The 23755-nt window shown below is 73.3% G+C and carries 24 protein-coding genes; 15 read left to right on the top strand and 9 right to left on the bottom strand.

Translation table 11 applies throughout. The features are described 5' to 3' along the window. Positions 1-13: 13 nt before the first annotated feature. A complete protein-coding gene (locus tag K330_RS0113580) occupies positions 14-664 on the bottom strand; it encodes a hypothetical protein (RefSeq protein WP_156875812.1) in 651 nt (216 codons plus the stop codon). Further along, a complete protein-coding gene (locus K330_RS0113575) occupies positions 661-1722 on the bottom strand; it encodes an OmpA family protein (protein ID WP_169448572.1) in 1062 nt (353 codons plus the stop codon). Before K330_RS0113575 ends, K330_RS0113580 begins: the two co-directional genes overlap by 4 nt. Positions 1723-1801: 79 nt before the next feature. On the opposite strand from K330_RS0113575, the gene K330_RS0113570 reads away from it, so the two are divergent. Together K330_RS0113570 and K330_RS0113565 are read left to right on the top strand one after the other, a co-directional pair. After that, positions 1802-2227 carry a DUF3592 domain-containing protein gene (locus tag K330_RS0113570; protein WP_156875811.1) on the top strand — a complete coding sequence of 142 codons (426 nt, stop codon included), beginning with the start codon at positions 1802-1804 and terminating at the stop codon, positions 2225-2227. Then, positions 2224-2865: a hypothetical protein gene (locus tag K330_RS0113565; RefSeq protein ID WP_022922361.1), complete on the top strand. Its 642-nt coding sequence runs from the start codon at positions 2224-2226 to the stop codon at positions 2863-2865. The genes K330_RS0113570 and K330_RS0113565 overlap by 4 nt, the downstream gene beginning before the upstream one ends. Before the next feature lie 28 nt (positions 2866-2893). On the opposite strand, the gene K330_RS21300 is transcribed toward K330_RS0113565, so the two are convergent. The 5 genes from K330_RS21300 to K330_RS0113540 form a co-directional block, all read right to left on the bottom strand. After that, positions 2894-4810, bottom strand: a complete 1917-nt coding sequence (locus K330_RS21300; RefSeq protein WP_022922360.1) for an FAD/NAD(P)-binding protein — start codon at positions 4808-4810, stop codon at positions 2894-2896. Beyond that, positions 4807-5667, bottom strand: coding sequence for an ABC transporter ATP-binding protein (locus K330_RS0113555; protein ID WP_029202662.1), 861 nt, complete (start codon positions 5665-5667; stop codon positions 4807-4809). Before K330_RS0113555 ends, K330_RS21300 begins: the two co-directional genes overlap by 4 nt. Next, positions 5664-6767 (bottom strand): FecCD family ABC transporter permease, encoded by a 1104-nt coding sequence (locus tag K330_RS0113550; RefSeq protein ID WP_022922358.1) that lies wholly within the window; start codon positions 6765-6767, stop codon positions 5664-5666. Before K330_RS0113550 ends, K330_RS0113555 begins: the two co-directional genes overlap by 4 nt. Further along, entirely contained in the window at positions 6764-7819 is a 1056-nt protein-coding gene (locus tag K330_RS0113545) for an ABC transporter substrate-binding protein (RefSeq protein WP_022922357.1), read from the bottom strand. The genes K330_RS0113550 and K330_RS0113545 overlap by 4 nt, the downstream gene beginning before the upstream one ends. 95 nt (positions 7820-7914) lie before the next feature. After that, entirely contained in the window at positions 7915-9087 is a 1173-nt protein-coding gene (locus tag K330_RS0113540) for a peroxidase-related enzyme (RefSeq protein ID WP_022922356.1), read from the bottom strand. Positions 9088-9197: 110 nt separating this feature from the next. Here K330_RS0113540 and K330_RS0113535 point away from each other — a divergent pair, with 110 nt between their 5' ends. Next, positions 9198-9728: an acyl-CoA thioesterase gene (locus tag K330_RS0113535; protein ID WP_029202661.1), complete on the top strand. Its 531-nt coding sequence runs from the start codon at positions 9198-9200 to the stop codon at positions 9726-9728. A gap of 35 nt (positions 9729-9763) precedes the next feature. On the opposite strand, the gene K330_RS22845 is transcribed toward K330_RS0113535, so the two are convergent. After that, positions 9764-10390, bottom strand: coding sequence for a cobalamin B12-binding domain-containing protein (locus K330_RS22845; protein WP_169448570.1), 627 nt, complete (start codon positions 10388-10390; stop codon positions 9764-9766). 164 nt (positions 10391-10554) lie between these two features. On the opposite strand from K330_RS22845, the gene K330_RS0113525 reads away from it, so the two are divergent. From K330_RS0113525 to K330_RS21280, 12 genes are all read left to right on the top strand, one after another. Beyond that, positions 10555-11472, top strand: a complete 918-nt coding sequence (locus K330_RS0113525) for a diacylglycerol/lipid kinase family protein (RefSeq protein ID WP_022922353.1) — start codon at positions 10555-10557, stop codon at positions 11470-11472. A gap of 122 nt (positions 11473-11594) precedes the next feature. Then, positions 11595-12098 carry a dsRBD fold-containing protein gene (locus K330_RS24355; protein ID WP_022922352.1) on the top strand — a complete coding sequence of 168 codons (504 nt, stop codon included), beginning with the start codon at positions 11595-11597 and terminating at the stop codon, positions 12096-12098. Positions 12099-12251: 153 nt separating this feature from the next. Next, on the top strand, positions 12252-13016 hold the full coding sequence (locus K330_RS0113515; protein ID WP_022922351.1) for a sulfite exporter TauE/SafE family protein: 765 nt from the start codon (positions 12252-12254) through the stop codon (positions 13014-13016). A 27-nt stretch (positions 13017-13043) separates the two neighbouring features. Continuing rightward, positions 13044-13922: an NAD(P)-dependent oxidoreductase gene (locus K330_RS0113510; protein WP_022922350.1), complete on the top strand. Its 879-nt coding sequence runs from the start codon at positions 13044-13046 to the stop codon at positions 13920-13922. A gap of 52 nt (positions 13923-13974) precedes the next feature. Beyond that, on the top strand, positions 13975-14889 hold the full coding sequence (locus K330_RS21290; RefSeq protein WP_022922349.1) for a LysR family transcriptional regulator: 915 nt from the start codon (positions 13975-13977) through the stop codon (positions 14887-14889). 45 nt (positions 14890-14934) lie between these two features. Then, the gene (locus K330_RS0113500) at positions 14935-16002 is read left to right on the top strand and encodes a tartrate dehydrogenase (protein ID WP_022922348.1); all 1068 of its coding nucleotides are present in this window, start codon (positions 14935-14937) and stop codon (positions 16000-16002) included. Between the two features lie 100 nt (positions 16003-16102). Then, positions 16103-17077, top strand: coding sequence for a Bug family tripartite tricarboxylate transporter substrate binding protein (locus tag K330_RS0113495; RefSeq protein WP_022922347.1), 975 nt, complete (start codon positions 16103-16105; stop codon positions 17075-17077). Then, on the top strand, positions 17074-18609 hold the full coding sequence (locus K330_RS0113490; RefSeq protein WP_029202657.1) for a tripartite tricarboxylate transporter permease: 1536 nt from the start codon (positions 17074-17076) through the stop codon (positions 18607-18609). Before K330_RS0113495 ends, K330_RS0113490 begins: the two co-directional genes overlap by 4 nt. Further along, positions 18606-19046, top strand: coding sequence for a tripartite tricarboxylate transporter TctB family protein (locus K330_RS0113485; protein ID WP_029202656.1), 441 nt, complete (start codon positions 18606-18608; stop codon positions 19044-19046). Before K330_RS0113490 ends, K330_RS0113485 begins: the two co-directional genes overlap by 4 nt. Further along, on the top strand, positions 19047-20177 hold the full coding sequence (locus K330_RS21285; protein ID WP_022922346.1) for a tartrate dehydrogenase: 1131 nt from the start codon (positions 19047-19049) through the stop codon (positions 20175-20177). Then, complete coding sequence (locus tag K330_RS0113475) at positions 20174-21340, top strand: mandelate racemase/muconate lactonizing enzyme family protein (protein WP_022922345.1); 1167 nt, start codon at positions 20174-20176, stop codon at positions 21338-21340. Before K330_RS21285 ends, K330_RS0113475 begins: the two co-directional genes overlap by 4 nt. After that, positions 21340-22464, top strand: coding sequence for a glycerate kinase (locus K330_RS21280; RefSeq protein ID WP_022922344.1), 1125 nt, complete (start codon positions 21340-21342; stop codon positions 22462-22464). The genes K330_RS0113475 and K330_RS21280 overlap by 1 nt, the downstream gene beginning before the upstream one ends. 72 nt (positions 22465-22536) lie before the next feature. Here K330_RS21280 and K330_RS0113465 read toward each other — a convergent pair whose 3' ends face one another. Continuing rightward, a complete protein-coding gene (locus K330_RS0113465; RefSeq protein WP_022922343.1) occupies positions 22537-23670 on the bottom strand; it encodes an aminotransferase class V-fold PLP-dependent enzyme in 1134 nt (377 codons plus the stop codon). Positions 23671-23755 lie beyond the last annotated feature (85 nt).

Raw genomic sequence — 23755 nt, 5'->3', positions numbered from 1 at the left:
TGCCGCCCGCGCGTCAGCCGGTCGACATCGACCGGCTCGGCTCCATGCCGGGGACCTCGACGATCATCGACCGGAAGCCGGCCTCCGGCCGGACGTAGTGCGCCGTGAGCCTCACCCCGTCGACCGGCAGGTGGTCCGGCAGCGATGAGCACATGCACCGCTGGGTGGCGTCCTCCTCGGACACGTCCGCCCGGTAGACCGTCGGCAGGATGCGGCGGTCGGTGGCCTCGTCCACGAGGGCGATGTCGGCGATCGTGCGGGTGTCCTCGCCGAGCTCGCCGCTGAGCCCGCCGTCGAGGCCGGTCAGGTCGACCGGCTCGTCCCCGGCCGGGCGCAGCTGCAGGGTCAGGACGAAGGAGTGCTCGGTCTGGCTGATCGAGCGGATCGCCACCACCACCTCCTCGTCGGAGTCGCGCAGAGCTCCCGACACCTCCTCGATCGGCGTGCGTGGCGGCTCGGCCAGCATGCGCTCGATCTCCCGGGCGGCGTCGTCGTAGAGCGCGGCCTCGAGGTCTGCCTGCGGTGCGGGGACGGCCGTCGCCTCCGCGGTGGGGCCCTGCGGGGCCACGACGGGCACGTCGGCGCTCGGGGTGCAGGCCGTCAGGACCAGGCCCAGCCCGACCACCACGCACGTCCGGGCGGCTCCTGTGCCGCGCGTGCTCATCGGTCGCCCTCCGTGCCGCTCGCCGTCTCGTAGCTGATCGTGACGCGCCGGTTCTGCGCCCGGCCCTCCTCCGTGTCGTTGGTCGCGATGGGCTCGTCCCAGCCGCGTCCCTCGACCGTCACCTCCAGGTCCTCGCCCAGGGCCTCGCGCAGGCTGTCGGCGACGGTCTGCGCCCGGGCCACCGACAGCCGCTGGTTGTAGTCAGCGGTGCCCTGGCCGTCGGTGTGGCCCACCACCTCCAGCCGGCCCAGCTCCCCGGCCGCCTCGATCTCGGCGATGGCGTCGTCCAGCACGGCCTGCGCCTCGGCGGACAGGTCGGAGCGGTCGAAGGCGAAGAGCACGTCGGCGTCGAAGCGGACCAGGCGGTCCGCCCCGGTGCCCTCGGTCGTGACGGAGCCGTCGCCGGCGCCGCTGCGGCCCACGAGGTCCAGCGGGTCCCTCGCCCCGACCTGGCCCACCTGCTCGGTGGTGGGCGCGGCCGGCCAGCCCTGGCCCATGACCACGCTCGCGCGCTCGACCTGGGGCCCCGTGGGCAGGATGTCGGACACGGGCACGCCCGCCACGATGGTGCCGCGGCCGTCGACGTCCACGTCGATCGCCGTGGTGCCGGCCGGGACGGCGGGGAAGGAGGTGTACATCACCTGGAAGGTGTGGGGGTCCTGGGAGGGGTCGAGGTCACCGGCCTCGGTGCACAGGCACCGGGCGTCGTCGCGCAGCGGCAGCAGGACGTCGAGGGTGCGCGGGTCGGCGAGGACGCCGCCGACGAGGTCGACGTCCTCGTGCTCGAAGACGGTCCGCAGCGGGGCACCGGAGTCCTCCGCCGCCCGGATCGACCAGTAGAGGACCGTCGCGTCCGGGGTGCGGTAGGCGCCGTGGATCGCCCCCTCGTAGTGGGCCACGCCCTCCCCGCCGTCCGTGGGGATGGTGATCTCGAAGACGTCGGCGACCGGGATGCGGTCGGCCGCCCGACCGGGGTGCAGCGCGCCGCCCGCGACGACCGCGAGCCCGAGCGTCCCCCCGGCGAGCAGCCGCGCAGCCTGTCGTGTCCTCCCCGTCACCCGGCCCATGCTAGGGGAGGGGCCGGCCGGTCACGGCAGGTAGGCTCGGCCGCCGGACATCAGGAGGAGGAGGCGCACCGTGCCGTTGTTGATCCAGATCGTGCTGATGGCCCTGGGGCCGGTGGTCCTGGTCGCCGGGGTGGTGCTGATGCGCCGTTCCGACGCCCCGCGCCCGACGCAGGAGGTCGTCGAGGGCACCCTGGTGCGCTGGGAGCACAGGCGGGTCGGCTCGACCGTGGCTCCCCGCGAGCTCGGCTCGCTGCCGGTGGTCCGGTTCAGCACCACCCAGGGCCGCTCGGTCGAGGGCACCCCGCGGTGGGCCGCGGACCGCGGCATCTACCGTTCGGGGCACCAGGTCGAGGTCCGCTACGACCGGGACGACCCGGCCTCCTTCGTGGTCCGGCAGGGCGTGCTCGACCGGCCCTACGCGTATGTCGTGCTCGCGGGGGCCGGCCTCACCTTCCTCACGCTCGTCCTGCCCCTCGCGCTGCGGACGTTCACGTGACGAGCGGCAGACCACCGGTCGCCTTCCTGCTCTTCTTCGCCGTCCTGCTGCTCGGTCTGCTGGCCTTCCTGGGGACGACGGCCTTCCAGGCGCTCTCGGGCGACGGGCGTGAGGCCCCGCGCTCCTTCGTCGAGCAGCTCGAGGCCCTCCCGGTCGTGCAGGAGGTGGAGACCGAGACCGGCCGGGTCGCCGGCAGCGGCGGCGCCCGGTCGCTGAAGTCGTGGGTGACCCTGTCGCCGGCGCTGACCGACGACCCGGACGGGGCGGCCGCGCAGCTGACGGGGGTGACGTGGGGCTACGACCGCTCGCACTGGAGCGTCGCCGGGCTGGGCTCGACGGCGGAGGTCAGCTACCGGGCGCCGATGGACCAGGCCCCTGTCCTGTGGTGGGCGCGCTCGGTGGCCGAGCTGGCGCAGGGCGACCCGCAGGCCGCCCTGCACTGCCGCATCACCGACGCGGCGCTGCACTGCGAGGTGGAGGCGGGTGACCCGCAGCGGGCGCGCGAGGCCCTCGCGGGTGTCGACGCCTCGGGGCTGCAGCCCTGGCTCGACGACGCGAGCCCGGACGAGGGGGAGAGGACGGGCTTCTCCCTCACGGTCGGCGGGCACACGCTGAGCGACCCCGCCTCCGTCCGCTGAGGCAGCCCACCCCCTCCGGGCGCACCGGTCAGCGGCCCGCCACGGCCTCCAGGTCGCGCAGCCGTGCCCCTCGGCGCTCGCGGGCCCGTGCCACGACCTGCTTGGCCGCCACGTCGGCCCCGGCGAGCAGCGGGGACGGGACCCCGGGGGTGGCGCCGATCGCGCTGCCGGGCTGGGTGCTCTGCACGGGGATGCCGACGACGACCACCGAGCTGTCGACCGTGCCGTCGGCGGCGACCAGGTTGTGACCGGTGTCCACCTCCTCGTCCACGACCGCGGCGGTGGCCTCCAGGCTCGCCGTCGGCGCACCGTCCACCCGGTGGATGCGCGCCCGGCCGCTGTCGAGCAGGCTGCGCAGCAGCGGGTCGTCGGTGTCCGGCACCTTGCCCTTCGACATGCGTGTCTCGAGCAGTACCCGCGACCGGACCACCCGGCCGGTGATCGGGGACCACGCGCGGAAGACCTTCCGGTCCGGGTCCACGGCGACCGTGAGCTCTGGGCCGAGCAGCTCCACCACACCTGCCTCGACCAGCGCGAGCACCTCACGCACGCGATGGGCCGGCGGGCCGGAGGCGAGGAAGAGCCCGTCGGCGTCGAACCAGCCGTGCACGTCGCGCACGAGCGAGACGCCGGTGAAGGCACCCGCCACCCCGGCGCTGGCTACCCGGTCGCGCAGGGCACCCATGGCCCCGTTGACGGCGGCGCGCGGGTGGACGTCCGCCCGGCTCATCGAGCCGAGCTCGTCCTCGACGAGCCGCCCGACCAGGCGCTCCCACCCCGCCCCGTCGACGGCGCGGCCGCCCGTCGGCCGGCGCAGATGGTCGACCTGCCACGCCCAGCGCGGGTCCATGACGGCATCGGCGAGCACCTGCTCGACGTCGGCCAGGTCCGCGGCCGCGTCGAGGCGGGCCAGCCACCCGCCCCGGACGGCACCGACGGCATACTCCTCGAGCGCCTCCAGGTAGGCGCGGGCGAGCTCGCGCGCGACGGTCGGCCAGGCGTCCAGGGCGAAGTCGAGGCCGCCCCGCTGCACCAGCGCGTCGAACCACTCCGGGGTCGCCCAGCGCGGCTCGAACGGGCGCAGCGGCGTGCCGCCGTCCGGCTTGGAGCGGTAGGGCAGACCCCGACGGGAGCCGGCGACGAGCCGGGACTCGGCCCCGCCGGGGAGGTAGCGCAGCCGCCCGTGCGGGTCGCCCGGCACGGGCTCGAAGCCGCCGCCCCACTCGGCCACCAGCTCGCCGACGACGTCGAAGAAGGTGGCGCCGAGCCCGCGTACCAGCACGGTCTCGCCGGCCGGCAGGCCCGTGAAGTCGCGCTCGGCGGGCATCCCGGGCTCGACGTAGCGCAGGTCGTGCCGCTCGGCGAAGCTCTTCAGGGCGGTCACCTCGGCGGAGGGGCGGGCCTGGACCATCCCCTGGGCCAGCACCACGGTCGGTGCGGCGAGCCGGTCGCCACCGGCCAGGACCACGACGGTGTCCTCCGCGTCCCGCTGCAGGTCGACGACCGTCCCGAGCACCTCGGTCACCCGGACCCGGCCGCTCCGCACGGCCGCGTCGAGCTGGTCGCGGAAGTAGACCCCCTGCAGCCGCCGGGTCGGGAAGTCCTCCGGACGCAGGCCGCGCGCCTCCTCCACCACCCAGTCGGCGAAGGGGTGGGTGCCCGCCGCGGTGACGTCGGCGGCCCACTGCAGCAGGTCGGGTCCCGGCGCGGGCGGCCCGCTCATCGGCGTCGAGGCGTCGGGGTGGATGGTCGTCGCCCGGGCCTGGGTGTTGTTGAGGTATGCCGCGGGCTGGCTGGTCAGCCACGTGGCCCCGGCCCCGACCTCGAGGGCGTCGACCACCGCCAGGTGCAACGGCATACCCTCGGTGCGTGCGGCCGTGCGCAGGACCGTGGCGACGGCGCGCGGGCCCCCGCCGACGAGGACCGCGTCGAACCGGGCCGTCACCGGCGCGCCCCCACCGGCTCGTCGGCCGGGTCGAAGGCGACGTGGGCGTCGGCGAGCGAGCCGATCTGGCTGCCGGTCAGGGTGTAGCCGTGCTCGTCGATGCGGGGGCGGACCTCGACGACGCCCTCGCGCAGGTGCACCTCGACGTCCACCTCGTAGACGTCGCGCAGCGTCGGGGCGTCGAGCGCCTCCTGCGGCGTGCCGTCGGTGAGGATGTGCCCGCCGTGCAGGACCACGACCTGGTCGCAGTAGCGGGCGGCGTGGTTGAGGTCGTGGATGGCGATGAGGGCGCTGATCCCCTGCTCGCGGGTGATCTGCCGCACCAGCTGCAGGGTCTCGATCTGGTAGCGCAGGTCCAGGGCGCTGGTCGGCTCGTCGAGCAGCAGGACGCGCGTGTCCTGGGCGAGCGCCCGGGCGATGAGCGCCCGCTGCGCCTGGCCGCCGGAGAGCTCGGACATGGAGCGCTCGGCGAGGTCGCCCAGGCCCATCCGCTCGATCGCGTCCTCGACCATGGCCCAGTCCTGGGTGGTCGGGGCGAGCCCGAAGTGGGGGGTGCGGCCCAGGACGACCGCCTCGCGCACGGTCAGGTCGAAGGGGGCGTCCCCGTGCTGGGGGACGTAGCCGACGACGCGGGCGTGCTCGCGGCGGCCGAGCGTCGCGGTGTCGGTGCCGTCGACGGTCACGGTGCCCGACGCGGGGCGGTGGACGCCGGCGATCGCCTTGACGAGCGTGGACTTGCCGGAGCCGTTGGGCCCGAGCAGCGCGCAGAACTGTCCCGAGGCCACGTCGAAGGTGACCTCGTCGAGGATCTGCCGGCGGCCGTAGCGGAAGGTGAGGTCGGTGACGGAGAGGCTCACTTCAGCGCGTTCTTCCTGGTGAGGATGAGGTAGACGAACATCGGGCCGCCGATGAAGGCGACGACGATCCCGACGGGGACGACCGCGGGGGCGATGACCGTGCGGCCCACGGCGTCGGCCACGAGCAGCAGCAGCCCGCCGCTGAGGGCGGCGAACGGGAGCAGGTGACGGTGGTCGGCGCCGATGACCAGGCGCGCGATGTGCGGGCCGACGAGCCCGACGAAGCCGATGATCCCGCAGAAGCTCACGACCACGGCGGCGAGGACGACGGCCAGCCCGATCAGCCCCACCCGCAGCACGCCGACGTTGACGCCGAAGCTGCGGGCCGCGTCGTCCCCGGCGAAGGCGACGGCGTTGAGGTCCTTGGAGAACCACAGCGTCACCGGCAGCGCCAGCAGCACGACCGCGCCGACGATCTGCACGTCGGTCCAGGTCGCGTCGTTGACCGACCCGAAGGTCCAGCGCACGATGGCCTGCAGGGTGTTCTCGCTGGCGGTGAACTGCAGCGCCGAGGTCAGCGCCTCGAAGATCTGCGTCAGCGCGATGCCCAGGAGCAGCAGCGTGGCCACCGCCATCCGGCGCACCGAGGCCAGCACGAGCACGAAGGCCGAGACGGCCAGGGAGGTGACCAGCGCGCCGCCGATGGTGGCCCACGGGGAGAGCTGGTTGGTGCCGGCCAGCGTGATGACCAGGGCCGCGCCGAAGGCGGCCGCGGGCGAGACGCCCAGGGTGAAGGGACTGACCAGCGGGTTGCGCAGCAGCCCCTGCATCAGCACGCCGGAGACCGACAGCGCGGCGCCGGCGATAAAGGCCAGCAGCACGCGGGGCAGGCGCAGCTCGGTGATGACGGCATACGCCTGGGCGAAGTCCGCCTCGAGCGTGCCGCCGAAGATGCGCAGGCGGACCGCCTCGACCACGTCGAGGAAGCCGATGCCGACCGTGCCGATGGTGACCGACACCACGAGCGCGAGCGCCGACAGGACCGTGCCGCCGAGGATCAGCAGCAGCTTGCCCGCGTCGCGCCGCCGGGCCCGGTCCGGGGCCGCCGCGGGCTCCGGCGGGGGCGACGGCCGGGTGCGGCGGGTGGCGGTGGCCGTCACGCGCCCGGGCCCTGGACGTAGTCGTCGGCGGAGGTGAGCTCGGTGTCCTGGAACTCGGTGACCCACCGCTCCAGGTAGGAGTCGGGGTCGACGCCGGCCATCTCTTCGGGGTGCAGCCAGGTGGCGAGGTAGAGGGCGCCGATCGACTTGCCCAGCGCGCTGGTGGCCCAGCCGTTGGCGACGGCCACGCGGTCCTCGGCGACGGCGTCGAGGCCGCCCCAGCCCGGGCGGGAGGCCAGGTCGTCGCGGACCGCCGCGAAGCGGTCGTTGGGCTCGGCGCTCGGCTCGAACTCGTGCAGCACCAGCTCGGGCTCGCGCAGCACCACCTCGGCCGGGTCGACGGTCAGCTCCTCCTGGGCGTCACCGCCGCTGGCGTCGGCGAAGACGTTGGTGCCGCCCGCGTCCTCGATCATGTCGTGGAAGCCGGAGCCGGGCAGGACGGTGAGGTAGGGGTCGACGGTCTCCAGGTAGACCGACCGCGGCTCGACGTCGGCCAGCCGCTCGTCGAGCACGCTGCGGATCTCGGACTCGAAGTCGAGCACCTCCTGGGCGCCCTCCTGCGCACCGAAGACCTCGCCCAGGAGGGTGACGGTCTCCTCGACGGCGTGCGCGTCCCAGGCGGTGGCGACGACGACCGGGATGTCGAAGCCGCTGAGCTGCTGCTCGGCCTCCTGCCAGACGGCGTTGCGGGGCAGCACCACGACGTCGGGGTCGAGCTCGGCGATCGCCTCGTAGTTGAGCTGGTCCAGGCCCTCGGCGACGATCGCGTCGTCCTCGACGGGCAGGTACGGCAGGCGGTCCAGCGACGTGCGGTCGACGCCGACGACGGTGTCACCGGCCCCGATCGCCCGGACGAACTCGTTGCCGTAGCTGTTGATGACGACGGCCCGGTCGACGGGACCCTCGATGGTGACCTCGCGGTCCTGGTCGTCGGTGACGGTGATGGTCTGCGCCTCGGCGCCACCGGCCTCGGGAGTGACCTCGCCGCAGGCGGCGAGGGTCATCGCGGCGACGGGGACGGCGAGCAGGGCGGAGCGGCGTGCAGCGGTCATGGGGATGCCTTCGTGGTCGTGCGGGTATGGGGTGGGTGCCGGCGCGTCCGTCGGGCGCGTCGGGCGTCAGGCGGTGCGGTCAGAGGCGTCGAGGGTCAGGCGGTCGGCGGGGCCGGACAGGCCGCCTCGCCCAGGCTGAGCATCAGCCTGTTGGCCCAGGCGAAGAACGCCGTGGCGGTGGCCAGGTCGACGACCTCGCGGTCGTCGAGCCCGGCCTCGCGCATTCGCGCGACGTCGGTCGGGCCGAAGGAGGGCCGGACGGCGGAGAGCCTGGCCGCGGCGTCGACGAGCGTGGCCCAGCGTCCCTGCTGCCCGGCCGGGAGCGGCGTCAGGTCGGTGGGGACCCAGTCGGCGTCGCGGGGCAGGTCGACGGCCAGCAGCGTCTCGACGTCGTCGCCGCGCCTGCTGAAGCCGGTGGCCTTGCGGGCGTGGACCGAGGCGCAGTAGACGCAGTCGTTGACCTTGCTCGCGACGGCCGCGGCGAGCTCGCGCTCGGCCTTCGGCAGCCCGTCGCGCCGCAGGAAGATCGCGTTGTCCAGGTCGCTGCGGGCGCGGGTGACGCCCGGGGTGCGCGAGATGAGCCGGAAGTAGACGCTGTTGGTCGTGGCCTTGCGGGCGAACGACTCGACCTGGGCCTCGGTGAGCTCGTCCTCGGCGGGGGCGGGGACCCACGGCTCCCAGGCCAGCACCTCCTGGGTGAAGCGCGTGGGCCGTGCCGAGCCGGCGACCGTGGTGGGCGAGTCGAGCTTGCGGCGACCTCGGCCCGCGGGGGTGCGACCGGGCGCCGCGACGGTCGCGAGCTCGGTGCCCTGCAGCGCGGCGAGGGCGACCGTCAGCCGCCCCAGGTAGCTCTCGAAGGCCACGAGCTGGCTGACGAGGACGACCTGGTCGGGGCTGAGCCCGGCGGCGTGCAGGGCCTCCTGGTCGGCGACGGTGGACAGCGCGGGGGAGACCGCCAGCAGGTCCACGTGCCGACGTAGCGCGGCGAGCTGCGCGTCGGCCGGCTCGTCGTCGGTCAGCAGCTGCTCGTCCGCGCCCTCGGCGATGTGCCAGGCGTGCAGCGGGCCGTGCCCCTGCCACGCCGCGGTGACGGCGGCCAGCCCGTGCAGCACCCGTGCCGGCAGCGGCTGGGGCGCGGCATACAGGGCGTCGGCGGCCGCCCGGGTCTGGGCGAGCACCTCGGGGTCCACGACCGCGAGCGCACCGGCGGGCACGCCCGTGAGGAGGGCGTCGAGGAGCGGGTCGGGGGCGACGGAGGTGGCGGACACGTCACATACTGTGCCATTGGGCATTGGGTAAGTCCAAGTTGGGTCACGGGGAAGGGCGCGGGACCGAGCCCATCTGCTGGCCTGCGCCTGTGCGCGGCTACGGTGTGCCGGTGGCCCGTCAGCTCCAGCTCGTCCGTCTCCTCGCCCGCCCGCGACCGCCGATCCCCGGACAGGGGATCCTCGACCCGTCGGTGACCACGATGCGGGTCCGACCGGCCGACCTCGACATCTACCTGCACGTCAACAACGGCACCTACCTGCAGATGATGGACGTCGCGCGGACCAACTACATCGCCGACCTCGGGGGCTTCCCGCTGCTGAGGCAGAAGGGGTGGTACCCGGTCGTGGCGGCCCAGACGGTGACCTACCGGCGCTCGCTGACGCTCGGCCAGCGCTTCGACGTCACGACCCGGGTGGTCGGCTGGGACGAGCGGGTGGTCTATCTTGAGCAGGTCTTCACCCGCGGCGACGACCTGTGCGCCCGCGGCCTGGTGGCCGGACGGTTCCTGACCCGCGGCAGCGGTGTCCGGGTGCCGGCGCCCGAGGTGATCGGCCTGCTCGGGGACGGGCGGCCCGCACCGGAGCTGCCCGAGGACGTGGCGGGGTGGGCCCGCTCGCTCGGGGTCGCGCACCGCGCCTGAGCCGTCGCGCACCCCGCCTGGGCCGGGGTCCCGGGTCAGCTGGCGCGGGCCGCGGGCAGCGCCTCGCGCAGCTCCTCCGCGGCCAGGACCACGTCGGGGGGCAGCACCCTGCCGGCCAGCTCGTGGCCGACAGCCTCCGCGGCCCGGCCGCCGAGCACGAGGGTCGTCTCGGCCGCGATGAGGTCCAGCGGCACGGCGGCGGCACGCATCCGACGAGGGTCGTCGGCGGAGATGACGACGAGCTCGGGGCGGGAGATGCGCACGGCCCGCAGCAGGTCGTGCAGCGGGGTGTTCGCCCCGAAGAAGCGGATCTCCCATCCCTGGTCCCACAGCAGCAGCGCCAGCGCGAGCAGCGGCAGGTCGTGCAGCTCGCGGGGCGGGCAGGCCAGCCAGACCTGGTGCCCGCCGGTGACCGGCGGACGCCGCAGCGCGTCGAGGTAGGACCGCACCAGCTGGGTGGACAGGTGCTCCTGGGCCACGGAGACCTCGCCGCGCTCCCAGCCCTCCCCGATCTGCCTCATCACAGGCAGGACCAGCTCACCCACGAGCGAGCCCAGACCCTCCTGCTCGCGGTGGTGGTCGAGAAGGCGCACCGCCCCGGCCTCGTCGAAGGTGACGAGTGCTGCGAAGAGCCCGGCACGGGCGGCTGTGGGTGAAGACATCCTGTCCATCGTGTCATGCCATCCGCCCTGTCTCCGAACGGATGTCGCACCCCGCCCGAAAGAGTGTAGCGCGGAGCGGAGCCTCGGAACGGGCCTGGGCGGTCGGCCGCCGCAGCGGGCGTAGGCTCACGGGGCAGGCAGTTCGCGACCCCGATGGAGGCACGTTGACCACCGACCGCTCGGTGCTGGTGCTCGTCAACGTCTCCGCCGGCTCCTCCGAGGAGGAGCGGGTCGACCAGGTATGCCGTGCGCTCGAGGAGCGCAGCGAGGCCGGGGTGGAGGTCCAGGACCCCGGGTCCGACGAGGCCTACAGCCGGGCGGTCGCCACCGCCGGCGGCCGGGACGTGGTCGTGGTCGGGGGCGACGGCTCGGTGCACCGCCTGCTGCAGGAGGTCGTGGACCAGGGGCTGGAGGACGCCCTCGGGGTGGTGGGCCTGGTGCCGACGGGCACCGGCAACGACCTGGCCCGGGACGCCGGCATCCCGCTCGACTGGCAGGAGGCGGTCGACGTGGCCGTCCACGGTCGTCCGTCCGGGCGCGGGCTGCTGGCCGACGAGGACGGGCACGTCGTCGTCAACGTCGTCCACTGCGGCGTGGCCGCCGAGGCCACCGCGCACGCGGCGGAGGTCAAGGGCCTGCTGGGTCGGCTCTCCTACGTCTGGGGTGCCCTGCGGGCCGGGCTCACCCGGCGTGGCTGGCACCTGCGCGTCGTCGTCGACGGGCGCACGGTGGTCGACGGTTCCGACCCGGTCCTCATGGTGAGTGTCGCCCTCGGGTCGTCGGTCGGCGGGGGCACCCCCATCGCGCCGGAGGCACGGCATGACGACGGGCTCGCCGACGTCGTCGTCGCGTCCGGCACCTCGCCGTGGGCCAGGATCGGCTTCGCCCGCGACCTGCGGCGCGGACGGCATACCCGTCGCGACGACGTCCGGGTCGTCCGGGGGCGCGAGGTCGTCGTGGAGGCGCTGTCCGCACGTGACGCGTTCAGGGTCAACGCCGACGGCGACGTCGCCGACGGGCGCCTGCGCGGCCGGCGCTGGACCGTGCTCGACGCCATCTGGCGGCTGCGCGTGGCGGACTGACAGGTCCCGCAGGGTCTTCCGCCACCCCCTTCACAGGGAGCACACTGGGCCCAGGGGACGATGCCGTCCCGGAGCAGGAGCGGGGTCATGGGTGCAGGCGCGGTGGACGGGCAGGGTCGGCCGTGAGGGCCCGGCCGGGTGACCGGATCGTGCTCGCGGCACGGCACGCGGACGATCCGGCACGCGACGGCCGCGTGGTCGAGGCGCGTGGCCCCGACGACGGGCCGCCTTTCGTGGTCGAGTGGAGCGACGGGCACACGGGCCTGGTCTACCCCGGTCCCGGTGCGGTGCTGCGGGTCACCGGGCGCAGCGACATCCCCGTCGAGCCGCTGGCGGGGGTGCCGGCGGAACGGGCCGCGCGGGTCCGCGAGTGGACGGTGCGCATCTCGATCTTCGAGTCCGACGACGACACGGCCGCCACCGCGGTGCTCCTCGCCGGGGCTCCCGAGCAGCTGTCGGCCTCGGGGGAGAGCCACCGCGCCGCCGGGGACGAGCCTGTGCCGGAGATCGGTGACGAGGTCGCGGTCGCCCGCGCGCTGCGTCACCTGGCCGACATCCTGATGGCGTCCGCCGAGGACGACATCGTGGCCCGGACCGGCCAGGACGCCCACGTCCGTCGGACCTAGGCCCTCCGACGCGACGACCGGCGTGCATGACGGCACCCTCCTGCGGCGACTGGAGGGTTCTGGCCGAAGCGCACGCCGGTGGGTGCGCTCGAGCCGCGCCAACGCCGCGGGCCGCCCGTCCCTCCGCGGAAGCGCGAGTGCAGGATGGTCCGCATGGCTCTCACCGGCGTCACCGTCCTGGTCATGGTGACGGCGGTCGTCGTGGGGGCCTCTCTGCAGCGGGTGTCGGGCACGGGTATGGGGCTGGTGGTCGCCCCGCTCCTCGCGCTCCTGCTCGGTGCGGCCCCCGGTGTGCTGCTGGCCAACGCCACCACCACCGTGTCGGCGCTGCTGCTGACCCTGGCGGTCCGGCGTGCCGTCGACTGGCGGCGGGCGCTGCTGATCGGCGTCTTCGCCGTCCCCGGTGCGGTCCTCGGTGCGCTCGTGGTGGGAGCCGTGCCGGCTGCCGCCCTGCAGGTGCTGGTCGGCGCGACCGTGCTGCTCGCACTCGCCGTCAGCGGACTGGCTTCCTCTCTGGGGCGGCTGCCCCACGTCCGCCAGCCGTGGGTCACGCCCGTGGCCGGGGTGCTGGGCGCGGCGTTCAACACCACGGCCGGGGTGGCCGCGCCGGTGATGGTGGTGCACGCCCGCCTTGTCCGCTGGTCGCAGGCGGGGTTCGCCGCGACCATGCAACCCGTCTTCATGACGATGGGTGCGCTGTCCGTGACGGCCAAGACAGTGATCACCCCCGTCCAGACCTGGGCCCCGCCGTGGTGGCTGGTCACCCTGGCGGTCGCCGCCGTCCTGGTCGGGATCGCCCTGGGCGGTGCGCTGGCGTCGCGGGTGTCCGCCACCGCCGCGCGCCGGACGGCGACGGTGCTGGCGACCCTGGGTGGGCTCAGCGCGGTGGTGCGTGGTCTGCTGGCCCTGGGCCAGTAGCACCGACACCTCGGAGAGGACACCCGCATGAGCATCGTCGCCTTCATCGGCCTGGGCATCATGGGCAGCCCTATGGCAGTCAATGTGCAACGGGCCGGCCATCACGTCCAGGCGCACAACCGCTCGTCGGGGCGCGCAGGGCCGCTCGTCGAGGCCGGAGGAAGCGAGTGCCCCACCGTGGCCGAGGCCGTTCGGGGCGCGTCCGTCGTCTGCCTCATGCTGCCGGACAGTCCTGACGTGCAGGCCGTGATGACCGGGGAGGACGGCGTGCTCGCGCATGCCGCTGAGGGTGCGGTCGTCGTCGACTTCTCCACCATCCGGCCCGACGTCGCCAGGGAGCTGGCGCAAGAGGCGGAGACGCGTGGCCTGAGGATGCTCGACGCCCCCGTCTCCGGCGGGGAGGCGGGAGCCCGCGACGGCAGTCTGTCCGTCATGGTCGGCGGTCCTGCGGACGCCGTCCAGGACGCCGGGGAGGTCCTCCGTGCGGTCGGCCGGACCGTGGTCCACGTCGGCCCGGCCGGCGCGGGCCAGACGGTGAAGGCCGCCAACCAGCTGATGGTCGCCGGTCACCTGCAGGTGCTGGCGGAGGCGGTCGTCTTCCTGGAGGCCTCCGGCGTCGAGCTCGGACCGGCGCTGGAGGTCATCGCCGGTGGGCTCGCCGGCTCACGCGTGCTGGAGAGCAAGGCAGAGGGTATGGCGCAGCGCGCTTTCGAGCCAGGCTTTCGCACCGAGCTGCACCACAAGGACCTCGGCATCCTTGAGGACGCCGCCCGGGAGGCGTCCGTGGTGGTGCCGGTCGGGGCGTTGCTCGCTCAGCTGATGGCCTCCGCCGTGGCCAACGGCGACGGGGCGCTCGACCACTCGGCGCTGCTGCGCGGCGTCCTGCGGCTCAGCGGCCGAGCCTGACTAGGCTGGGCCGGCCCGTCGCGAGGACCGCGACGGTCGGACGGGACGAGGGATGGACACACGGCAGCTGACCTACTTTCTCGGGGTGGTGACCCATGGCGGCTTCGGTCGCGCGGCCGCCCAGCTGCACGTCAGCCAGCCCGCGCTGTCGCAGTCGGTCGCGTCGCTCGAGCGCGACCTGGGGGTGCCGCTATTTCACAGGGTTCCCAGCGGGGTCGTGCTCACCGACGCCGGTGAGGTGCTCGTGCCGCTGGCCCGTCAGGTACTGCGTGACCTGGACGTGGCCCGGGTGGCCACCCGGTCGGTGGGGGAGGAGCTGACGGGCCGGATCGACCTGGCCCTGATGCCGTCGCAGGGTGTCGAGCCGTTCACCACGCTGATGCGGCGGTTGACCCGACGGCATCCCGGGTTGTCCGTCCACGGGCACGCCTCCTTCGTCCGCGACGACGCCATCGCGCTGGTCCGCAGCGGGACGTGTGAGCTGGGACTCGTCGGCGCCCTCGCCGCGCCCTACCCCTCGAGCATCGAGGTGCACACCCTCGGCAGGCAGGAGATGGTCCTCATCGCCCACCCGGACGCCGGGCTCCCCGACGACCACGCACTGCGTCCGGCCGAGCTCGACGGTCGGCGTCTCGTCGTCTCCCCGCCCGGCAGCGTGATGCGGCAGATGGCCGACCGGCTGATGAGCGCGTCGACGATGACGGTCGTGGTGGAGGCCGAGCACCGCTCGGCGATCCTGCCCCTGGTGCTGGCGGGTGTCGGCGTGGCGGTCCTGTCCTCGGCCTGGGCGCCGCTGGCACGCCGCAGCGGTGCCGCCGTGCTCCGGCTCGCGGACACGATGCACCTGCAGGTCGACGTGATCCACCGGCCCGGGACGCTGACACCGGCCGCGGCGGCCTTCCTCGAGATCGCCCGCGCGGAGGACCTGCCTGCGGACATAAGCGTTCTGGATGACCGGCATTCATAACTCGTCTTGGACAGGCGCCGAGCGGCGCGCCTAGCGTCGCCACCCATGACCAGCACCTACAAGATCGCCGCCATCCCGGCGGACGGGGTCGGCACCGAGGTCGTCGACGCGGGCAAGCGCGTGCTCGCCGCACTCCAGGAGCGCCACCCGACCTTCGCCCTGGAGTGGCACGACTTCGACTGGGGCACGGGCTACTACGAGCAGCACGGGCGGATGATGCCCGAGGACGGCCTGGAGCAGCTGCGCGGCATGGACGCCATCTACTTCGGTGCCGTGGGGTGGCCCGGCGTCCCCGACCACGTCACGCTGTGGGGCCTGCGGCTGGCGATCTGCCAGGGCTTCGACCAGTGGGCCAACGTGCGTCCGGTGACCTTCCACCCGGGCGTGCCCTCGCCGATCGTCGACGCGCACGAGCGCGAGCTGGACTGGGTCGTCGTCCGCGAGAACAGCGAGGGGGAGTACTCCGGCTTCGGCGGTCGCAACTTCGGCGGGCGCGAGGGCTCCGGCGAGGTCGCCGTGCAGAGCGCGGTCTTCACCGAGGCCGGCACCGAGCGCATCATGCGCTTCGCCTTCGACCTGGCCCGCACCCGGGACCGCAAGAAGGTCTCGTGCGTCACCAAGAGCAACGCCCAGCAGTACGGCATGGTCCTGTGGGACGACGTCTTCGCCCGGGTCGCCCAGGACTACCCCGACGTGGAGACCGAGAAGGTGCTGGTCGACGCCATGGCGGCCAAGTTCGTGCTGCGCCCGGAAGACCTGTCGGTGGTCGTCGCGACCAACCTGCACGCCGACATCCTCTCCGACCTGGGCAGCGCCATGGCCGGCAGCCTCGGGCTGGCCAGCAGCGCGAACCTCAACCCCGAGCGCCGCACCCCCTCGATGTTCGAGCCGGTGCACGGCTCGGCGCCCGACATCGCCGGCCAGGGGATCGCCAACCCGATCGGGGCCGTGCTGTCCGCGGCGCTCATGCTCGACCACCTCGGCCATCCTGAGGAGGCCACCCGCCTGCGCGAGGCCGTCGACAAGGCCACCGGCGCGGGCGTCCGCACCCGCGACGTCGGAGGCGCCGCCACCACGGAGGAGGTCGTCGAAGCCATCGTCGCCGGGCTCTGACCGTCCCGGCGCGCCGCCCACCGGGCAGCCGTCCGCAGAACCGCTCACCAGCACCACCCCCTACCCCTGCAGCACCCACGCCACCCTGGAGGAGTCAACGATGATTCGCCCCCGCAGCCTCGCCATCGCCCTCGTGCCCGCCCTCGCGCTCGGCCTGTCCGCCTGCGGCGACGGTGGAGACGCCGCCGCCGACTACCCGACCAAGCGCATCGACTACGTGCTGCCCTTCGACCCGGGTGGCGAGTCCGACATCACCGCGCGCCTGCAGCAGGCGCCGCTGGAGGAGGAGCTCGGCCAGGGCGTCACGATCTCCTACCAGCCCGGCGCCGGCGGCGCGCTCGGGTGGTCCGAGCTGACCCGCTCGCGCCCCGACGGCTACACCGTGATGGGCTGCAACATCCCGCACATCATCCTGCAGCCGATGCTGCGCGACGACGCGGGCTACGAGACCGAGGAGATCAAGCCGGTCTACTTCTTCCAGAGCACGCCCAACGCGCTGCTCGTGCCGGCCGACAGCGAGATGGAGACCGTCGAGGACTTCGTGACCGCGGCCAAGGAGAACCCCGGTGCGATGTCCGTGGGCGGCAGCGGCGACTTCAGCGCCAACCACATCGGCACGCTGCAGTTCGCCGACGTGGCCGGCATCGAGGTGTCCTACACCCCCTTCGACGGCACCGGCTCGGCCGTGCCGGCCCTGCTGGGCGGGCACGTCGACGCGCTGATGAGCTACACCCCCCAGATCGAGCAGCTCGGCGACCAGGTCAAGGCGCTGGCGATCGCCACCGAGGAGCCGATGGAGGGGCTGGACGTCCCCACCTTCAAGGACGCGGGCTACGACGTGGTCGACGGCGCCTACCGCGGCGTCTGCGTCCAGGAGGACACCCCGGAGGAGATCGTGAACAAGCTCGCAGACGTCTTCGCCGCGGTCAACGAGGACGAGGAGCTGGTCCAGGACTTCCGTGACCAGGCCTTCAACCTCGAGAACTACGGGCCCGAGGAGTCGGTGGAGCTCATCGAGAGCCGCACCGACCAGTACGAGGAGCTGCTGAGCAAGCTGGGGATGCTCGACCGATGAACGACGCCCTCGCGGGCCTGGTCGGGCTGATCAGCCCGATGACCCTCCTGCTGGTGCTCGTGGGCACGGTCTCGGGCATGGCCATCGGTGCCATGCCCGGGCTGAGCGCCACCATGGGCCTGGCGCTGCTGGTGCCCTTCACCTTCGCGATGGACCCCGGCCCCGGCCTGGTCCTGCTGGGTGCCTTCTACATGGGGGCGATCTACGGAGGGTCGTTCACGGCGATCCTCGTGAACGCTCCGGGCACGCCCAGCTCGATCGCGACGGCGTTCGAGGGTTATCGGCTGACCAAGCAGGGCCGCAGCGAGGAGGCGATCGTCGCCGCCACGGTCGGCTCGGTGGTCGGCGGCCTCGTGGGTGTCCTCTTCCTGCTCTTCCTCGCCCCTCCGCTGGCGACGTTCTCGCTGAGGTTCGGCCCGCAGGAGTACTTCTGGGTGGCGATCTTCGGGCTGACGATCATCGTCGGGATGAGCACCGGATCGATCCTGAAGGGCCTGATCGGCGGTGCGCTCGGCATCCTGCTCGGCACCGTCGGGATCGCTCCCGTCGGCGGCGACGTGCGGTTCACCTTCGGCGAGCCCACGCTGCAGGGCGGCGTCCCGCTGGTGCCGGCCCTCATCGGGCTGTTCACCGTCCCCGAGGTCATCAAGCTCGTGGGGAGACGGTCGCGGGAGTACGACGTCCAGAAGGACAGCACCCCGGAGGGCCGTACCTGGTGGCACATGGTGGTCGACCTGTTCAGGCGCCCGGTCAACCTGGTGCGGTCCTCAGTCATCGGCTCGCTCATCGGCATCCTGCCCGGGGCGGGCGGCAGCGTGGCCAACCTGGTCGCCTACAACGAGGCCAAGCGCACCTCCAAGGAGCGCCACCTCTACGGCAAGGGCAGCGCGGAGGGTGTCGTGGCCGCGGAGTCGGCCAACAACGCCACGGTCGGCGGCGGGTTCATCCCCACCCTGACCCTCGGCGTGCCCGGCACCCCACCGGACGCCATCGTGCTGGGCGTCCTGCTCCTGCAGGGTCTGCGCCCCGGTGCGGACCTGTTCACCCAGTCCGGCGACCTGGTCTACACCTTCGCCTTCGCCCTGGCGCTCTCGGCGCTGATGATGGCGCCCGTCGGGCTCATCGGCGGGCGGGCGCTGCAGCGGGGTGTGGTCGCGCTGCCGGCCCGCTACCTCGCTCCCGCCATCGCGGTGATGTCCATCGTGGGCGCCTACGCCATCCGTAGCTCGGTCGTCGACGTCGTGATCATGCTCGTCCTCGGCGTCCTGGCCTACTTCCTCGGGCGGGTCGGTGTAGGCGTGGCGCCGATCGTGCTCGGACTGGTGCTCGGGCCCATCGCCGAGCGAGGACTCGTGCAGGGTCTGCTCACCTCGACCGAGCTCGCCATGCCCTGGACCTCCTTCTTCACCCGTCCGTTGAGCATCGCGCTCATCCTCATGACGGTCGCCGGCTTCCTCTGGCCCCTGTGGCAGAACCGCAAGAAGGGCGAGGTCGACGACATGCTCACCGAGGCAGAGAAGGACCGCGCATGAGGAACCTGCTCACGGGTGGGCTCCTGGTGGCCCTCGTCATCAGCTTCTGGGTGCAGCGCGACTACCGCTTCCCCCACACCAACCTGCTCCCCGACGCGACGATGGTCGTGCTGGGCGCACTCAGCCTGTGGCTCATGGTGGAGGGATGGCGGACCCGAGACCGCCACGAGGAGCACGAGGAGGAGGCGCTGCGCTGGGTCGACCTCGGCCGCGCGGTGGCGCTCCTCGCGGCGTGGATCATCGCCCTGCCGTGGTTGGGTTTCGTGCTCTCCAGCATCGTCTTCTCGGCCCTGATCGCGATCACCATGCGCACCGAGCCGCTCACCGTGCGGCGCGTGGCGCTGGACCTGGTGGTCAACGCCGGTGTCGTGCTGGCGATCTACCTGGCCTTCACCCAGGTGCTCTATGTCCGTCTTCCCCAGCTCGGAGGTATGTAGATGCAGTCACCGGACGCGTCCCGGAAGGTCACCGTCGCGGTGATCCCCGGAGACGGGATCGGCACGGAGGTCATGGACCCCACGCTGCGGATCCTGGAGGAGGTGGGTTCGCGGCACGGACTGCAGTTCGCCTGGCAGCACCACGACTGGAGCTGCGAGCACTACACCCGGACCGGGCGGATGATGCCCGAGGACGGGCTGGACCAGCTGGCGCAGGCCGACCAGATCCTGCTGGGCGCCGTGGGCTACCCGGGGGTGCCGGACCACGTGTCCCTCTGGGGCCTGCTCATCCCGATCCGACGGACCTTCCGGCAGTACATCAACCTGCGGCCCGTCAAGCTCATGCCCGGGATCGAGTCGCCACTGCGTCTGCGTGACGGGCAGGACATCGACTTCGTCGTCGTCCGGGAGAACAACGAGGGCGAGTACTCCGAGGTCGGCGGCCGGATGTACCGCGGCACCCCCGAGGAGTTCGCGGTGCAGGAGTCGGTCTTCACCCGTCGCGGGGTGGAGCGCGCCGCCCGCTACGCCCTGGAGCTGGCGGACTCGCGCGGCGGCGGTCTGGCCTCCGCGACCAAGTCCAACGGGATCGTGCACACGATGCCGTTCTGGGACCAGGTGGTGCACGAGACGGCCAAGGACTTCCCCGGCGTGCACGTGCGTGACTACCACATCGACGCCCTCTCGGCGCTCTTCGTCCTGGACCCCGGCCGCTTCGACGTCGTGGTGGCCTCCAACCTCTTCGGCGACATCCTCACCGACCTGGGCGCGGCGATCATCGGCAGCATCGGCATCGCGCCGTCAGGCAACCTCAACCCCGAGGGCGAGTTCCCCTCGATGTTCGAGCCGGTCCACGGCTCCGCCCCCGACATCGCGGGCCAGGGCATCGCGAACCCGCTGGGCCAGATCTGGGCGGCCTCCATGATGCTCGACCACCTGGGCCACGAGCGGGCGGGCGCCGAGGTGCTCGCCGCGGTCGAGGCCACCCTGGTCGCCGGGGTGAAGACCCCGGACCTGGGCGGCACCGCCACGACCACCGAGGTGGCCGACGCCGTCCTGGCGCACCTGACCACCGGCCGCGTCGACCCCGGCGCCGCCGCCACCCCCGACCCCGAGGAGCCGACCCCGTGAGGATCGTCGAGGTGCGCGAGCGCACCTTCCCCATCGCCAGCCCGATCCGCAACGCGGTCGTCGACTTCTCCCAGATGACGCTGAGCCTGGCCGCGGTCATCACCGACGAGGTCCGCGACGGCCGGCCGGTGGTCGGTTTCGGCTTCAACTCCAACGGTCGCTACGGTCAGGGCTCGCTCATGCGTGAGCGGTTCGTCCCCCGCCTGACCGACGCCGACCCCGACAGCCTGCTCGACGACTCCGGCCTCATCGACCCGCACGCTGCCTGGGCCACGATGATGGCCAACGAGAAGCCCGGCGGCCACGGCGAGAGGTCGGTCGCGGTCGGCGTGCTCGACATGGCCCTGTGGGACCTGCGGGCCAAGCTGGAGGAGCGTCCGCTCTACGACGTGATCGCCCAGCGGCACGGCGACGGGCAGGCTGACCGGCGGGTCTTCGTCTACGCCGCCGGCGGTTACTACCACCCCGGCAAGGGCGACCAGGCCCTGCAGGACGAGCTCAAGAGCTACCTGGACCGCGGCTACACGCACGTGAAGATGAAGATCGGTGGCGCCTCCCTCGCCGAGGACTGCCGCCGGATCGAGTCCGCGCTGGCGGTCCTCGGCCCGGGACAGCGGCTCATGGTCGACGCCAACGGGCGCTTCGACGCGGACGAGGCGACCGCCTACCTGAAGGCCCTGGAGTCCTACGACCTGCACTGGTACGAGGAGCCGGTCGACCCGCTCGACTACGAGGGCACCCGCGCGGTCGCTGGGCAGCGCACCAGGGTTCCGCTGGCCACGGGGGAGAACCTCTTCTCCCACTGGGACGCCCTCAACCTCGGCCGCTACGGCGGGCTGGACCCCCAGCGCGACTACCTGCAGTTCGACTGCGCGCTCAGCTACGGTCTCGTGGAGTACCTGCGCACCCTGGAGGTGCTGCGACCGCTGGGCTGGGAGCCGAGCAGGTTCATCCCCCACGGCGGCCACCAGATGTCCCTCAACATCGCCGCGGGTCTGGGGCTGGGCGGCAACGAGTCCTACCCCGACCTGTTCCAGCCCTTCGGCGGCTTCCCCGACGGCGTCCAGGTGCAGGACGGACACGTCACCATGCCCGAGCTGCCCGGCATCGGCTTCGAGGGCAAGTCCGACCTCGCCGCGGTCTGCGCCTCCCTGCTCGACTGATGCCCACCCCTCCGCTCCGGGTGGTGGTGGCCCCGGACAAGTTCAAGGGCACCCTGACCGGGGCGGAGGCGGCTGCGGCGATCGCGGACGGCGTCCGACGGGTGGTCCCCGACGCGGTGGTCACCACCGTGCCCCTGGCAGACGGGGGCGAGGGGACCGTCGACGCGGTGCTCGCCTCGGGTGGGCGGGAACGGGTCGTGCGGGTGCCCGGCCCTGACGGCAGGCCCGTGAGTGCCCGATTCGCGCTCACCCGTGGTACGGCGGTCCTGGAGGCGGCGCAGGCGTGCGGCCTCCAGCTGCTCACGCCGACCGCGCAGACTGCTGTGACGGCCCATTCCGTCGGCGTGGGGGAGCTGGTGAGGGCTGCCCTTGCCGCCGGGGCCACCCGCGTGGTCGTGGGCCTCGGAGGCGTGGCGTCCACGGACGGCGGAGCAGGGATGGCGTCTGCGCTCGGCGCACGCCTGCTCGACTCGAGCGGGGCTCGGCTGCCGCCCGGTGGTGGCGCGCTCGCCGACCTCGCGGAGGTCAACCTGGAGCTGCTGCAGGAGGTCGTGGCTCGCGCGACCTTCGTCGCCGCCACAGACGTGACCAACCCCCTGCTCGGCCCGGATGGCGCCGCTGCGGTCTACGCCCCGCAGAAAGGAGCCGGGCCCGAACAGGTCGCACAGCTCGAGCGGGGCCTGACGCGGTGGGCGGACCTGGTCGAGGCCTCCTTCGGGAACCGGACCCGCGACGTGCCCGGCGCCGGCGCCGCGGGCGGTCTGGGCTGGGGGTTGACCACGCTGCTCGGTGCGGAGGTCCGGCCCGGAGCCGACCTCGTGATGGAGCTGCTGGGTGTGGAGCAAGCCCTTGCGCGTGCCGATCTGGTCGTCACCGGCGAGGGCCGGATGGACCGGCAGACCACCTTCGGCAAGGGGCCCGTCGCGCTCGCCCGGGCGGCGAAGGCTCGCGGCGTCCCGGTGCTCGCGATCGCCGGGGCGGTCGAGGACGAGGTGAGGCACCTGGATGTGTTCGCGGGCCTGTGGTCGCTCGTGGACACGATGGGGGAGGATGCGGCCCTGCACGACGCGGGACGCGCACTGACCGAGACCACGGCGACGGCGGTCCGGGCCCTGCTGCGGTAGGACCGACGGGCAAGCCCTCGGGACGGCCGGTGCGCCCACGGAAGGGGCCCCGGCTGCCTCGCGAGGCTGCGGCTAGCCGGCCAGGGCGCGGTCCAGGCCGTCGGCGAGGCGGGCGACGGTGCCGTCGACGTCGCCGAGCTTGTCCAGCCCGAACAGCCCGATGCGGAACGTCGACCAGCTCTCCGGCTCGCCGCACATCAGCGGCACGCCGCCGGCGACCTGCAGGCCTGCCTGGGCGAACCTCGCGCCGGTCGCCAGCCCCGGGTCGTCGGCGTGCACGACGACGACGGTGGGTGCGGCATACCCGTCGGCGGCGACCGAGAGGAACCCGCGCTCGGCGAGCAGGGCGCGCACCTTGCCGCCGAGGTCCTGCTGGGCCTGGCGCAGCTCGGGCAGGCCGCGGCGGGTGCCCTCGAGCATGACCTCGAGGTTGTGGGCGAGGGTGTCGGTCGGCATGGTCGCGTGGTAGGCGTGCCGGCCCTGCACGTAGCCGTCCGCGATGGACAGCCACTTCTTGAGGTCGGCGGAGAAGCTGGTCGAGGTGGTGGACTCGATCGCCGCACGGGAGCGGTCGTTGACCATGACGTAGGCGGCGCCCGGACTGCCGCTCCACCCCTTCTGCGGGGCGGTGATCAGCACGTCGACACCGAGGTCGCGCATATCGACCCACAGCGCGCCCGAGGCGATGCAGTCGAGGACGAACAGGCCGCCGACCTCGCGGGTGGCGCGCGCCACCTCGCGCAGGTAGTCGTCGGGCAGCACGATGCCGGCCGAGGTCTCGACGTGGGCGGCGAAGACGACCTCGGGACGCTGCTCGGTGATCGCGGCGACGACCTCCTCCACCGGCGGCGGCGCCCAGGGGGAGGGTATGGCGTCGCTCGTCGGGCGCGCGGTGAGCACCGTGACGTCGTCGCTGACCGACCCCATCTCGAAGATCTGGGACCAGCGGTAGGAGAAGAACCCGTTGCGCACGACCAGGCAGCGCCGTCCGGTGGCGAGCTGGCGGGCGACCGCCTCCATGCCGTAGGTGCCGCCGCCGGGGACCACGGCGACGGCCTCGGCGCCGTAGGTGCTGGTCAGCACCTCGCTCAGCCCCTGCATGACGCCGACGAACCGCTTCGACATGTGGTTGAGGGAGAGGTCGGTGAAGACGACGGAGTACTCCAGCAGGCCGTCGGGGTCGATGTCCGGGCGGGGAAGAGTCATGGCGCAACCGTAGCCCGGCGGGGGGATTGACACGGAGGCGACTCTGCCTGCATCCTTGCGTGAGAGCGCTCTCACAACGGCTCGG

The organism is Ornithinimicrobium pekingense DSM 21552 (assembly GCF_000421185.1).
Classification (GTDB): domain Bacteria; phylum Actinomycetota; class Actinomycetes; order Actinomycetales; family Dermatophilaceae; genus Ornithinicoccus; species Ornithinicoccus pekingensis.
The sequence above is the reverse complement of the archived record's forward strand: the minus strand, read 5'-3'. Positions and strand labels throughout refer to the sequence as shown.